Source organism: Bradyrhizobium sp. WD16 (genome assembly GCF_024181725.1).
GTDB lineage: Bacteria > Pseudomonadota > Alphaproteobacteria > Rhizobiales > Xanthobacteraceae > Bradyrhizobium_A.
On record NZ_CP028908.1, the window covers coordinates 944,185 to 957,478 of the forward strand.

The following is a 13,294-nucleotide window of genomic DNA, read 5'->3' on the forward strand; positions in this document are numbered from 1 at the left end:
GCTCGTCTTTTCCGCCGGCGCACTGTTTTTTCTTTCGGTGCGTACGTCCTGACCAGCCCCGCCCCGCTGGCATGTTTCTTGAAAGCGTTTCGCTGAACTTAGGGCCCAGAGCGCCATGAGCCGCAGCAACTCTTATTCAACGGCGGGAATTGAAGGCCAGCGCAGCGTCGAGGCCTGGCGGCAGGCGATGGCCGAGGTCTACTACCGGCTCGATATCAGACCGGCGCACGCCGGCAGCGTGCGTGGCGAACTGCTCGACTGGCAGTCGGGGACGATCGGCGTCTCCAGCTTCAAGGCCGATGCCCAACGGGTGATCCGTCACGCCAGCGCGGCAAAGGCCGACAGAACCGAGGATTTCGTCTTTCTGTTTCCCACCCGGAAGCTGTTGCGATACCAGCAGCGGGGGCGCGACGGCCTCGTCCAGCCGGGGCATGTCCTGCTGCTGAACGCCGCCGAACCCTATGTCGTCGATGTTCCCGACGGATCAGAGAACATCACGATCAAGATCGACCGTGAGCATCTCGTTCATCGCCACCACGACATCGACGACCTGTGCGCCACCGGCAATTTCGCCAATCCGCTGCTGGTGCCCGCCATCATCACCCTGTGCGAACAGGTGCTCAAGCTTCAGTCATCCGCCCACACCGCGCGCATCCAGGACTGCATCGTCGACCTGCTCTGCCTGATGCTGGAATTCCGCGAGCCGAGCGATCGGGGCCATCTGGTCCGAGAGGCGCTGGGCACCTCGCTGTTCAACAGCATCTCCGCCTACATCCGCCGGCGGATGGCCGACCATTCGCTGACGCCGGAGCGCGCCGCCGCCGATCACAAGATCTCGCTGCGCTACCTGCACAAGATCTTCCAGCATCACGGCAGCTCGTTCAGGCAGGTGCTGCAGGAAGAGCGACTGCAGCAAGCCCATCTCCTGATCGTCGAGGGTGGCCGGCGCGGCAAAATCAATCTCGGCGAAGTCGCGTTCCGTTGCGGCTTCGCCAGCCAGTCGCATTTCTCCGTAAGCTTCAAGCGGCGCTTCGGCCTGTCGCCGCGCTACACCTCCGGATGACAAGACGGACGCGGTCCCCATCCGCCGAGCCTCTGATCGCCGCTGGATCTGTCACCTACGCGGCAGGCTATCGAAACACCCCGCCTCGTCGGACTGGCGCATCAGACCCAACCACCGTCCACGACATAATGCTGCGCCGTGCAGGCCGATGCTTCGCCGGAGGCGAGGAACACGGTGAATTTCGCCAACTCGTCCGGCGTGAGCTTGCGCTTCAGACACTGACGCCGCATCAGCTCGGCCTCTCCTTCCGGGGTGAGCCATTTTTCGATCTGGCGTTCGGTCATGATCCACCCCGGCGCGATCGCGTTCACGCGGATGTTGTAGGGGCCGTAGTCGCGCGCCAGCGAGCGGGTCAGCCCAAGCACGCCCGACTTACTCGCCGTGTAAGCCGCCATGCCGCCTTGCCCGGCCATCCAGGAGGTCGAGCCGAAATTGATGATGACGCCCCGGTTGGCGGCTTTCATGTCCGGCAGAACGGCCTGGGCGGCAAAGAACTGATGCTTCAAGTTGACGGCAATCCGGTCGTCCCAATAATCCGGGGTGACTTCCTCGGTCGGATGGCGCTCGTCATGTGCCGCATTGTTGATGAGGACCTCGATCGGTCCGTGCACCGCGCGCGCCTGTGCGACACCTGCACGCAGAGCCGGAATATCGGTCAGGTCGACGTGGACAAAATGCGCGGCGAGCCGCTGGGCCGACAGCTCGCGCGCCAGACGAGTGCCGGCCTCATCGTTGATATCGAAGAAGACGACGATCGATTTCTGGTGAGCGAAGTGGCGCACGATCGCTGCGCCGATCCCCGATGCACCGCCCGTGACTAAAATTACCTTGCCAGCGAGATCCGGATAGACGGCCGCCATGACTGTTTCCTTCATCCAATGCTGCCCGCTCAGCCGTCCCAGCGTAAGGCCGGCAATCCACCCCGACCGATGGAAGTGAGCATTGGCCGGAGTTGGGCACTCATTTGGTGAGGTGTATAGATCAGAACTCCAGTTGCGCACCTCAAAAAGCGAGACGATCTCCTCGAACCGCCGGAAAAGGCGGAGGGAGAGCGAAGTCGCGTTCCGTTCCGGCTAAGACGGACGCGGCTTCACATCGGTGGCGCACGCCAAAGAACGACCGGATCGCAGCATTCCCGTCGGCGCTGACGCGTTCATTATCGCCCGTCGCGACGGACGGCTCGGACGCACGCGCTCGCGTGACCGTGACCACCATCAAGACTCGGTAGCTGCCGGGCAGAAGCTCTACCGAGGGGAAACTCTCTGAAAACAATGGTGGGCCCGGCAGGACTCGAACCTGCAACCAGACCGTTATGAGCGGCCGGCTCTAACCATTGAGCTACAGGCCCGCCGGGGCCGCTGGGCGGATGCGCGCTGTGCGGCCGACGGAGCCCCTCCCCATACAATGAAGGCGGGAGGCCGGCAATCGGCTAAGTCGCTGACAAAGCCAAACAAGTCCGAGGGCCGACGGGGACCGGGCCGACCCGCCGCGGCGGATCGACGCCGGTCGGACGACAATGTCACAATGTCCGTGTCCGCCCGCCGATGCGCGCCAGGGACGCGGCATCCGGCCGGGATGCCCCGGCCGGATGCGCAGGCTGGCGGCCGGTGCCGGCTTGGCCTCAGGCGGCCCGCACCGTCCCCAGGAAATGGCTGACTTTTTCGCGCAGCAGGCCGCTGTCCCGCGACAGCGAGGTCGCCGCCGACAACACCTGGGTCGAAGCGGAGCCGGTCTCGCTGGCGCCGCGCTCGACCTCGACGATGTTCTGGCTGACCTCGCGCGTGCCGCCTGCCGCCTGCTGGATGTTGCGGGCGATCTCCGCCGTCGCCGCCCCCTGCTCCTCGACCGCCGAGGCGATGGTCGCCGCGATCTCGGATACCCGCGCGATGGTCGAGCCGATCGCCTCGATGGCGGCGACCGACTCGCGGGTTGCGTCCTGCATGCCGGCGATCTGGCGGCTGATGTCCTCGGTGGCCCTGGCGGTCTGGTGCGCCAGCGCCTTGACCTCCGTCGCGACCACGGCAAAACCGCGGCCGGCATCGCCGGCGCGCGCCGCCTCGATAGTGGCGTTCAGCGCCAGCAGATTGGTCTGGCCGGCAATGGTGTTGATCAGCTCGACCACGTCGCCGATCTTGGCCGCGGCGCTAGCGAGCACCTCGATGCGGCGATTGGTGAGGTTGGCCTGATCCACCGCCTCGCCGGCGATCCTGGTCGATTCCTGCACCTGCCGGCTGATCTCGTTGACCGACGAGGTCAACTCCTCGGTGGCAAACGCGACCGACTGCACATTGGCGCTGGCCTGCTCGGAGGCCGCGGCGACGCTGGCGGTCACCGCCTGCGAGCGCCTTGCGGTCTGCGTCATGCTGGTCGCCGACGCCTCGAGCTGGCTCGAGGCCGACGACACGGTTTCGATGATCTCGCCCACAGCATTCTCGAACTCGTCGGCGAGCTTGCGCATGTCGCCGGCGCGGCGCTGTGCCGCCGCCGCCTCATTGTCGCGCTGCTGCTCGCGCAGCCGCGCCGCCTCGATCATGCCGTCCCTGAACACCTCGACGGCCTTGGCCATTTCGCCGATCTCGTCGATACGGCCGGCGCCCGGGATCGCGACCGTGGTGTCGCCGCCCGACAACTGCGCCATGGTCTTCACCATGGCCATGATCGGCCGCGAGATCGCATTGCCGATGACGAGCGCGAAGACGATACCGAGCAGAACGGCCGCGACGCCGCCGATCCTGTCGAGCATGGCGGAGCGGCCGATGCCGGTATCGACATCCGAGGCGACCCGCCGAGCCTCGGTCGTCACGCCGGTCTTGAGCGTTTCGAGCTGATCGACGATCGACCTGGTCTGCGGCGCCACGCTCTTGTAATAGGCGTCATCGGCGGCCAGCAGCTCCTTCGCCGTCCAGGCGACGGCTTTCTTGTAGGGCTGCAGGGCGGCCTTGACCGCATCGACCGCCTTCTTGGTGTCCGCCGACAGATCCATGTGGTCGGTCTGGGCGATTTCCGCCTCTAGCCGCTGCATGCCGGCATCGAAAATCGCCGGGCCCTTGGGGTCCTTGGTGGCCATGAAGCGCCAGTTTTCAAGCCGCACCGTCAGCATCTCGCTCTCGATCCGCGCGGCTTCCGGCGCAACGAACGTGCCCTGCGCCGCCTGGACCAGCCGGCGCATCGCGGCAGTAACGTTGTCGCCTTCGGCGTAGAGCGCGGCCCGCGTCTCGATGAAACGATCGACCGTGTCGCGCACCGTCGCATGCACGGTCTTGAACTGCTCGACCTCCGCCGCAACCTTCTGGTAGGCGCCACGACGCTCGGGCGGCGCCGCCGCCACGAGGTCCCGCAGCCCGGCGGCGACGGCGTCGAGGCGCGTCGCCGCCTCCCGCAACGACGGCTCGTCGTGATCGAAGATGTAACGCAGCATGGCGCGGCGCACCGCCTGAAGATCTCCAACCATCTCGGCGGCGCGGAGCGCGCCGTCGGCTTCCGCCGCCATGCGCGCGACATCGGTTCGCGCCGCCTCGAATTGCCAGACCGACGCGGCGACCAGGGCGACCGAAAGCGCGACGAGCAGGCCGAAGCTCGCGAACAGCCGCCCGCGGATCTTCAGTTTAAAAAATCCCATTTCCATCAATTCCTGTGGCTGCGCCGACGACGGCGCACAGCGATTCCTGTGGCGGAGAGAGCAATGGTGGGTTGCTCGCACGACGGATAGTGCCAAATCCGCGTTGCGATTTTCTTTATGTTCCCGGCGAGCCGCGATGTACGACGAGACTTTTTGAAATCGCGCTGCCGGCTCCCGATTGAATTTCGCGAAGCTGCAACCAGCGCGAGCGCGGCGGGCAAGCATGATGAGAGCGTGAGCAACCGAATGGTTCGAGCTTAGGCAAACCGCCGCTTTCGCGGATTCCGTCCGATCGCATGATCGTCGTCAGCTCTTCACATTCGGCGCCGGACCTTGACGACGACGCCGTCGTCCTCCCGGAGCCGCAGGCTCATGAGCGCTATCGCCCGCCCTCCTTCGTCTTCATGCCGCGCGCCAACCCGGTTCAGGAGATGCTGCTGGCCCATTGGGGCATCACCGTGCCGACACCCGACAAGGAGGAGAACGAGGACGAGGCGCTGGTGTCGTTCCTGTCCGATCTGAAGACGCAGATCGAGGAGGCGTAAGGATCGAATTCGGGCGCGCTCCGACGTCTCGCCTCACGCCATCGCCAGCCGTGGCCGGGCGCGCAGCAGCAAGGTCAGCGCGATGGAAATGTTCAGGGCGTTCCAGCCAAGGCCGTTGACGAAGGCCGCGGCGTAGGAGCCGGTGGCGTCGAAGATCACCCCGGAGATCCAGCCGCCGAACGACATGCCGAACACCGAGGCGAAGATGACGATGCCAACCCTGGTGGCAGCCTCCGCCGCCGGCATGGTCTCGCGCACCACGATGGCATAGCTCGGCACGATGCCGCCCTGGAACAGGCCGAACAGCGCCGAGATGACATAGAGCGAGGTCAGGCTGTCGAAGAACAGATAGAACACCAGCGCCGCCCCCTGGGCGACCGAGCCGAGCAGCAGCGTGCGCAGGCCGCCGATGCGGTCGGCAAGCCAGCCCGAGCCGATACGGCTGACGATGCCGAAAGCCAGCATCAGGGACAGCATCTCGGCGCCGCGGGCGACGCCGTAACCGAGATCGCCGCAATAGGCGACGATATGGACCTGGGGCATCGCCATGGCGACGCAGCAGGCGACGGAGGCGATCGACAACAGCACCGTCAGGCCGTTGATGGAAAAGCGCGCATCGAGCCGCGGCGGCGGCGCGCCGACATGGCTGCGCCGCGCCTCGCCTGCGAGTTGCAGACGAAGCAGCACCAGGACCAGCGCCATCGCCATCGAGCAGCCGACCGCAATGGCGAGATGGGTGGTGCGCCAGCCGACGCTGGCGATGGCGTGGCCCACGACCGGCGGCCATAGCGCCCCGGCGATGTAGTTGCCGCTCGCCGCGACCGAGACGGCGAAGCCGCGATAACGCTCGAACCAGTGCGAGGCTTCCGCCATCAGCGGGCCGAAGGTGGCGGCGCCGCCGAGCCCGATCAGCACATACATCAGATTGAACTGCCACAGCGCGGAGGCGACCGCGGCGCCGGCAAAACCGAGCGCGAGGGCAATGACGCCGACGCCGATGGCGACGACGATGCCGAACCGATCGGTCACGCGCCCCATCACCACCCCGCCCGCGCCGAAGCCCAGCATGGTGCAGGTAAAGGCGAGCGAAGCGCCGCCGCGGCTCGCAGCGAAATCGGCCTGGACCACCGGCAGCGCCACCACCACCGACCACATGCCGACGCTGCCGATCGAGCCGATGACGAGCGCGAACGCAAGCCGGACCCATGCCCGACGCGAGTCGGGGACGAAGATGCTTCCCTGGGACATGAAGAGCCCTGATGGTCTAACCCGGTATGACCAAATTCGGCCGCTTCGCGCCGCAAGGTCAAGACATTCTCCGGAATGCCCGTCTCGGGGAATATTCATGCTGCGCCCGAACTCCCGCAGCCGCTCCCGGAACCCTGTTAACGCTTTACTAACCATACACCGGGCAAATTTTGCCCAGTGAAGGCGGGGTCGTCGGTCAGCCAGGCGGGGGTGCCCCGTGGATGCCAGCGCGGTCAATCACTTCTCGATCGGCGGCCTCCCGGCCGCCGCGCGGCCTCATGCAGGCCGCGAACGTCACGGGCGCGGGGATGCGGCGACAATGGTGGATGTGACGGCAGGCAGCGGCGCGGCGGCGGCCGGCGGCGTGATACCCGGCTTCGTACCCAGCTTCCAAGAGATCATCCGGATCATGCGGCGCGGCGACATCGCGCTCGCGATCGGCATCCTCACCATCCTGGTGGTGCTGATCCTGCCGCTGCCATCGCTGGTGCTCGACCTCTTCCTCGCGGTCTCGATCACCATGTCGATCCTGATCCTGATGACCGCGCTGTTCATCCAGACGCCGATCGAGTTCTCGTCCTTTCCCACCGTCCTGCTGATCTCGACCATGCTGCGCCTGTCGCTCAACATGGCCTCGACCCGCCTCATCCTGTCGCGCGGCCACGAGGGCAGCGCCGCCGCCGGCCACGTCATCGAAGCCTTCGGCAACTTCGTGATGAGCGGCAATTTCGTCATCGGCATCATCGTCTTCATCATCCTGGTGATCGTCAATTTCGTCGTCATCACCAAGGGTTCGGGCCGCATCGCCGAAGTGGCGGCGCGCTTCCATCTCGACGCCATGCCCGGCAAGCAGATGGCGATCGACGCCGACCTCTCCGCCGGCCTGATCGACGAGAAGACCGCACGCGAGCGCCGCAAGGCGCTGGAGGACGAAAGCGGCTTCTTCGGCGCCATGGACGGCGCCTCGAAATTCGTTCGCGGCGACGCCATCGCCGGTCTCCTGATCGTCTTCGTCAACGTCATCGGCGGCATGATCATCGGCATCGCCCAGCAGGGCCTGCCATTCGCCGAAGCCGCCCGCAGCTACACCCTGCTCACGGTCGGCGATGGCCTCGTCACCCAGGTCCCGGCGCTGATCGTCTCCACCGCCGCCGGCCTGCTGGTGTCCAAGGCCGGCGTCAGCGGCGCCGCCGACAAGGCGCTGATGAGGCAGTTCTCCGGCTATCCCCAGGCGCTCGGCATGTCAGCGGCGGTGATGCTGCTGCTGGCAGTGCTGCCCGGCATCCCGATGGCACCCTTCCTGCTCCTCGGCGGCGGTGCCGGGGCGCTCGCGGTGATGGCGCGCAAGCAGAACAAGAAGCTCGCCGACGCCGCGACCCAGGCCGCCGCCGCGTCGCCGGCCCAGGCGGCGGCGGCCGCCGCGGCCGAGGAGCCGATCTCGGCGGCGCTCAAGATCGACGATCTCAAGATCGAACTCGGCTACGCCCTGTTGCCGCTGGTCAATGCGCCGGACGGCACCGACCGCCTGACGGAGCAGATCAAGGCGCTGCGCAAGTCGCTGGCGATCGAGATGGGCTTCGTGATGCCGTCGGTGCGCATCCTCGACAATGTCCAGCTCGAGGCCAACACCTACATCATCAAGATCAAGGAGGTGGATGCCGGCAGCGGACGGGTCTGGCCGAACAACCACATGGTCATGGATCCGGCCGGCGGTCAGGTCCAGCTCCCCGGCGTCCATACCACCGAGCCGACCTTCGGCCTGCCGGCAACCTGGGTCGACACCTCGCTGAAGGAAGAAGCCTCGCTGAAGGGTTACACCGTCGTCGACGCCGCCACCGTGCTCTCGACGCACCTCACCGAACTGCTCAAGAACAACATGTCGGACCTGTTGTCCTACGGCGAGGTCCAGAAGCTGCTCAAGGAACTGCCGAAGGAACAGGCCGATCTCATCAAGGACATCGTCCCCGGCCAGATCACCATTTCGGGCATCCAGCGCGTCCTCCAGCTCCTGCTCGCCGAGCGCATCTCGATCCGCGATCTGTCCACCATCCTGGAAGGCATCGCCGACGCGCTGGCCTTCTCGCGCAACCCGGCGACCATCGTCGAACACGTGCGGGCGCGGCTGGCGCGGCAGATCTGCGCCCAGAACACCTCGATGAACGGCTATGTGCCTCTGATCGCCCTGTCGGCGAAGTGGGAGCAGGCGTTCGCCGAGTCCCTGATCGGCACCGGCGACGATCGCAGCCTCGCCATGCAGCCCTCCAGACTGTCGGAGTTCATGACCGCGGTGCGCGACAAGTTCGAGCAGGCGGCGCGCGAAGGCGAGGCTCCGGTGCTGGTGACGTCGGCGTCGATTCGCCCATTTGTTCGTTCTTTGGTTGAGCGTTTTCGGTCACAGACAACTGTTTTGTCGCAGGCGGAGATTCACCCCCGCGCCCGCCTGAAAACCGTCGGATCGGTCTGAAATACCAACCAAGCCATTCTGATTGATGGCATTTCTGGCGCAATCCCGGCCGAATCCGGCCGGGAACAATCGCGGCCGATCAAGTGTTTTCACTGCCTTGTGATCGCCTCTGGGAAACTGCGGGGTGCTTTCCCACGTTCATGAGCACGAGACGTTGAACTTCCGGTTTCCGATGGCGACCAATTTCAAAGGAAGATCGACGGCAGGAGGCTTCCGTGAACCACTCAATTTACAGTGCGGATCGTACGACCCACCTGAAAATTGTGGTTGTGGCGCTGTTTGCCGCCATCGTGGTCGCCGGCGTCGGTATCGTCGCACGATTGGGTGCCGATGACTCCGTTCAGACCGCTCGGGTGATCAAGGCCGGCAAGCCGGTCGTGCTCACCAGCAATGGCTCGATGGTCCGCTGAGGACGGTAAACGAAGAGGAATTCGCGAATTCACAGGGAAACTTTACAGCCCCCCAAAGTCGCCTTGTGAACACGTAGCTTAACCGCTGCGTAAATACCCCAAGTGACTACCCCTGACGACCCGTCACTTTCCCCCAAAAGTGACACCCCCCGAGAAAACGCCCGCTCCCCACGGGCGTTTTCTTTGTTTTGGGGTCAGGCAAACCTTCGCTCCATTGCGCTACCGCCGCGACGACGGCGGCACGGTCTCCGCCAGCTTGCCGGTGAATACGATCGGGCCGGTGGCGACGCCGGTCGGCGAGCCGCCCTCCGGCTCGACCGACACGGCGTAGGTCGCCTGGTCGATGGTTTCGGCATCGAAATCGGCGAGCGCGGGGCTGACGGTGAAATCGGTGCCGCCGATCACGCCGAGCGAACGCGGTTGCGGCAGCTTCTCGGAGACCAGCCACAACTCATAGCTCTTGCCCTGCTCCGGCTCCGCACCGAGGCGACGGACCGTATAGGTCCTGGTCGCGGTATCGACGGTGAGGATGAAGGCCGGCTGCTCGGCCCCCTTCTGCAGCACCGCGACGAATTGCGGCGGCAATGGCGCCGGCACCTGAACCGTCTCGACCCGCGGCCTCGGCCGCAGCGGCGCCGGCAGCCAGTCGGACCTCACGGCCTGCACCACCACCAGGGCCAGCAGGCAGGCGGCAAGCGCCGACGCCAGCACCGTGACGCCGCGCCAGCGCCGCACCGCGCCGGCGAGCGCAACCACTTGTCCGCTGGTGTCAGGTGCCGGTGCCGGTGCCGGCTCTTGCGGCGGCGGCGGTGACGGCAATTCCGGCAGCACCAGCGGCAATTGCCCCTGGGACAACAGCGCCGCGTCGCGCACCCGCGGCCACAGGGAGGGCGGCGGCTCGACCGCGCCGACCATCGCCGCGAGTTCGCCGAGTTGTGCTTCCCAGCGCTCCACCATCAGGCGGAACTCGCCGTCGATCGTCATCATGGATTCGACCTGCGCCCGCTCCTCGCCGTCGAGGGTGCCGAGCGCGTATTCGGCGGCGAGCAGGATATGGTCTTCGCTGTAGCTCATGCGCTCACGCGAGGCCGAGACATTGCCGGATCTCGATCAGGCTGCGGCGCAGCCAGGTCTTCACCGTATTCACCGGCGTTTTGAATTGCGCCGCGAGTTGCTCGCGGCTCCAGCCATTGTAATAGGCGAGCAGGACCAGCCGCTGCCGGTCCGGCTCCAGCCGGCCGACACAGGCGAGCAGGCGCTTGAGTTCCTCGTTGATTTCCCGGCGCGCCAGCGGGTCGGGCGGGTCGGACGCGACGTCCATGGCGGCCGGCTCCTCCTCGATGGACACTTCGCCACGCTTGCGCAGCATGTCGATGGCGCGGTTGCGGGCGATCGACACCATCCAGGTGATCGGCGAGCCCACCGCCGGATTGAACTGGCCGGCGCCGTGCCAGACCCTGACGAAGGTTTCCTGCACCACTTCTTCGGCAAGCTCCGGCCGACGCAAGATACGAAGCACAACCCCGAAGAGTTTCGCGCTGGTCGCGGCATAGAGACGCTCGAATGCCGCCTCATCCCGCTTGGCCACCGCCGCGAGCAGCCAGACGAGCTCAGCGGTGGTCAGCATCGATAGCCCCCTCGCCCGGCGGCGCCTCGTCCGGCGAGGCCTCCTCCGTGCATCATGGCAGCCTTGCGGAGGGTGCCAGCTTGACCCGACTGGTTTGTCACGTGGCCCTTGATGGCTTGACGAATGCGAATGTTACGAAGACACATTCTTATTCAAACTGTTGGCAATCGAACGCGAGTTCGACGGCGCTCTGGTCTTCGTATCATTCCCGTCGGCCGATTGACCACCCCCGACGCTTCTCCGTCAACCGTTGCGCCAGGCGACGAGCGCCGCGGCGACTTTGGCCGGCCGCTCCGCCTGGGACAGGCGGCCACAATCGGCGATCACCTGGAGCCGCGCCCGCCGGATCGCCGCCGTGATTTCCTCCGACAGTTCCTTGGGCGGCAGCAGCCCCTGATCGGAGGTCAGCACCGGACAGCCGATCGCGCCGCCGCCGCTCCGCCAGCTGCCGCCGTCAGGCGACGCCGCGGCTGCGGCCTTCCCAATAGGGTGCCCGCAACGCCTTGCGATCGATCTTGCCGAGGCCCGTCACCGGGATCGTCTCGACGACATCGATGGTCTTCGGCGACCAGGGCGCCCCGCGCTTGTCCTTGACGTGAGCCTGGAGCTCGGCGACTTCGATGCTGGCGCCGTTCTTGAGCACCACGAAGCCCTTCACCGCCTCGCCCCACTTGCCGTCGGGAATGCCGATCACCGCGGCCGAGGCCACCGCGGGATGCGACATCAGCGCGTCCTCGACCTCGCGCGGGTAGATGTTGAAGCCGCCGGAGATGATCATGTCCTTGGTGCGGTCGACGATATAGAAGAACCCGTCCTTGTCCTTGACGGCGACATCGCCGGTGTGCAGCCAGCCGCCGCGCAGTCCCTCCTCGGTGGCGTCGGGCCGCTTCCAGTAGCCGTCCATCACCAGCGAGCCGCGCACGCAGATCTCGCCCGGCTCGCCGATCGCCACCTCGCGCATGTCGGCGTCGAACAGCTTGACGTCGACCATCGGATTGGCCCGTCCGCAGGAGCCGAGCCGTTCCGGCCGGGACAGGTCGTGATCGACGGTGCGCATGGCGGTGATGATCTGCGGGGCTTCGGTCTGACCATAGAGCTGGACGAAGACCTGGCCGAAGATCGCGATCGCCTCGCGCAACCGGTCCGGCGACATCGGCGCCGCGCCATAGATGATCATCTGCAGCGACGAGAAGTCGTAGCGCCGTCGCAGCTCGACATTGTCGATCAGGGCATAGATCAGCGTCGGCACCAGGAAGGTGGCAGTGATCCTGTCTTCCTGCACCACCCGGCCATAGACCTCGGGATCGAAGCCCTGGACAAGGCGGGCATAGCCGCCACGCAGCATCACCGGAAACAGCGTCACGCCGGCGGCGTGGCTGATCGGGGTCGCGGCGAGGAAGCGGATCTCGGCCGGCCAGTCCCAGTCGGCGAACAGCGCGAAGGTCATGGCCATCAGCGAGCGGTGCGGCAGCATCACGCCCTTGGAGCGGCCGGTGGTGCCGCCGGTATAGGCGAGGAAGGCGATGTCGCCGACCTCGCCGTCGTCGACCAGCGGTGCCGGGGCGACCGCGGCCGCCTCGGCAAGCAGGTCGCGGGCGCCGTCCATGGCGCCAAGCGAGACGAGGTGCTTGAGGGTCGGGGTGCGCCGCTGGATGGCGAGGCCGCGTTCGGCGAACTTGCCGGCCTCGACGATCAGCAGATCGATTTCGGCGTCGGCGACGATGAAGGCCTGGTCGTCCTCGGCGGCGAGTGGATGCAGCGAAGTATAGCGGCCGCCCATGATCAGCGTGGCGCAGATCGCCGCCCAGCTTTCGGCGCGGTTGGTGGCAAGCACGGAGACCGCGCAGCCCTTCTTGAGGCCGAGGGCGCGGAACACGGTGATGTAGCGGCCGACCTGCTCGCCGAACTCGCCGTAGCTCCAGCGGATGTTGCCATCGGCGATCGCCGGCCGGTCGGCGTAGCGGATGATGGAGGAGATGATGAGCCCGCCCATCGTTCCGCCGGTATGCAGCCTGTCCATGGTTTTTCGTCTTCTCCCTTGAGCTTTGGAGCCTCCGCTCCGATTGAATCGGAGCGGAGGCTCCAGGTTTTTGTTTTGACGCGTTTTCTTCGCGCGAACCGGTGTCCACTTCGCGGGAAAACGCTCTGGCGGCCGGTTCGGCCGGCCTCTCGGAGCATTGTAGACGCATGTTCCGGTCGCGCCAGCTCCGAAAAACGACCAAATATTTCGCCGATGGCGGCGCCGATCCGGGCCGGCGAGCCCGGCGCCAGAAGCGGCGGCAACATCGGTGAGGAAGCGTCGGAAAACCGCCGCCGCG

At 66.1% G+C, this 13,294-nt stretch carries 11 protein-coding genes and 1 tRNA gene; 4 read left to right on the forward strand and 8 right to left on the reverse strand.

Translation table 11 applies throughout. The features are described from left to right. Positions 1–115 precede the first annotated feature (115 nt). On the forward strand, positions 116–1,063 hold the full coding sequence (locus DB459_RS04410) for a helix-turn-helix domain-containing protein (protein ID WP_253711724.1): 948 nt from the start codon (positions 116–118) through the stop codon (positions 1,061–1,063). A 101-nt stretch (positions 1,064–1,164) separates the two neighbouring features. Here DB459_RS04410 and DB459_RS04415 read toward each other — a convergent pair whose 3' ends face one another. The 3 genes from DB459_RS04415 to DB459_RS04425 form a co-directional block, all read right to left on the reverse strand. Beyond that, positions 1,165–1,923, reverse strand: a complete 759-nt coding sequence (locus DB459_RS04415; RefSeq protein ID WP_253711725.1) for an SDR family NAD(P)-dependent oxidoreductase — start codon at positions 1,921–1,923, stop codon at positions 1,165–1,167. A gap of 412 nt (positions 1,924–2,335) precedes the next feature. Next, positions 2,336–2,411: transfer RNA gene (locus DB459_RS04420), tRNA-Ile, on the reverse strand. A gap of 273 nt (positions 2,412–2,684) precedes the next feature. Further along, entirely contained in the window at positions 2,685–4,682 is a 1,998-nt protein-coding gene (locus DB459_RS04425) for a methyl-accepting chemotaxis protein (protein ID WP_253711726.1), read from the reverse strand. Between the two features lie 296 nt (positions 4,683–4,978). On the opposite strand from DB459_RS04425, the gene DB459_RS04430 reads away from it, so the two are divergent. Continuing rightward, on the forward strand, positions 4,979–5,227 hold the full coding sequence (locus tag DB459_RS04430) for a hypothetical protein (protein ID WP_253711727.1): 249 nt from the start codon (positions 4,979–4,981) through the stop codon (positions 5,225–5,227). A gap of 33 nt (positions 5,228–5,260) precedes the next feature. Here the strand turns inward: DB459_RS04430 and DB459_RS04435 are convergent, their stop codons facing one another. Beyond that, positions 5,261–6,475, reverse strand: coding sequence for an MFS transporter (locus tag DB459_RS04435; RefSeq protein ID WP_253711728.1), 1,215 nt, complete (start codon positions 6,473–6,475; stop codon positions 5,261–5,263). Positions 6,476–6,794: 319 nt separating this feature from the next. Between DB459_RS04435 and flhA the strand changes: the two genes are divergently transcribed. Both flhA and DB459_RS04445 read left to right on the forward strand, forming a co-directional pair. Then, complete coding sequence (gene flhA, locus DB459_RS04440; protein WP_253711729.1) at positions 6,795–8,939, forward strand: flagellar biosynthesis protein FlhA; 2,145 nt, start codon at positions 6,795–6,797, stop codon at positions 8,937–8,939. 215 nt (positions 8,940–9,154) lie between these two features. After that, positions 9,155–9,349: a hypothetical protein gene (locus DB459_RS04445; protein ID WP_253711730.1), complete on the forward strand. Its 195-nt coding sequence runs from the start codon at positions 9,155–9,157 to the stop codon at positions 9,347–9,349. 219 nt (positions 9,350–9,568) lie between these two features. Here DB459_RS04445 and DB459_RS04450 read toward each other — a convergent pair whose 3' ends face one another. The 4 genes from DB459_RS04450 to DB459_RS04465 form a co-directional block, all read right to left on the reverse strand. Continuing rightward, a complete protein-coding gene (locus DB459_RS04450) occupies positions 9,569–10,423 on the reverse strand; it encodes an anti-sigma factor domain-containing protein (RefSeq protein ID WP_253711731.1) in 855 nt (284 codons plus the stop codon). 4 nt (positions 10,424–10,427) lie between these two features. Continuing rightward, the gene (locus DB459_RS04455) at positions 10,428–10,976 is read right to left on the reverse strand and encodes a sigma-70 family RNA polymerase sigma factor (RefSeq protein ID WP_253711732.1); all 549 of its coding nucleotides are present in this window, start codon (positions 10,974–10,976) and stop codon (positions 10,428–10,430) included. A gap of 243 nt (positions 10,977–11,219) precedes the next feature. Then, complete coding sequence (locus DB459_RS04460) at positions 11,220–11,387, reverse strand: alpha/beta fold hydrolase (protein ID WP_253711733.1); 168 nt, start codon at positions 11,385–11,387, stop codon at positions 11,220–11,222. A gap of 43 nt (positions 11,388–11,430) precedes the next feature. Further along, entirely contained in the window at positions 11,431–12,996 is a 1,566-nt protein-coding gene (locus DB459_RS04465) for an AMP-binding protein (RefSeq protein ID WP_253711734.1), read from the reverse strand. Positions 12,997–13,294: the final 298 nt, after the last annotated feature.

Coding starts and splice junctions, on each gene's coding strand:
- DB459_RS04410 (WP_253711724.1), top strand. CDS start 116: ATGAGCCGCAGCAACTCTTATTCAACGGCGGGAATTGAAGGCCAGCGC.
- DB459_RS04415 (WP_253711725.1), bottom strand. CDS start 1,923: ATGGCGGCCGTCTATCCGGATCTCGCTGGCAAGGTAATTTTAGTCACG.
- DB459_RS04425 (WP_253711726.1), bottom strand. CDS start 4,682: ATGGGATTTTTTAAACTGAAGATCCGCGGGCGGCTGTTCGCGAGCTTC.
- DB459_RS04430 (WP_253711727.1), top strand. CDS start 4,979: ATGATCGTCGTCAGCTCTTCACATTCGGCGCCGGACCTTGACGACGAC.
- DB459_RS04435 (WP_253711728.1), bottom strand. CDS start 6,475: ATGTCCCAGGGAAGCATCTTCGTCCCCGACTCGCGTCGGGCATGGGTC.
- flhA (WP_253711729.1), top strand. CDS start 6,795: ATGGTGGATGTGACGGCAGGCAGCGGCGCGGCGGCGGCCGGCGGCGTG.
- DB459_RS04450 (WP_253711731.1), bottom strand. CDS start 10,423: ATGAGCTACAGCGAAGACCATATCCTGCTCGCCGCCGAATACGCGCTC.
- DB459_RS04455 (WP_253711732.1), bottom strand. CDS start 10,976: ATGCTGACCACCGCTGAGCTCGTCTGGCTGCTCGCGGCGGTGGCCAAG.
- DB459_RS04465 (WP_253711734.1), bottom strand. CDS start 12,996: ATGGACAGGCTGCATACCGGCGGAACGATGGGCGGGCTCATCATCTCC.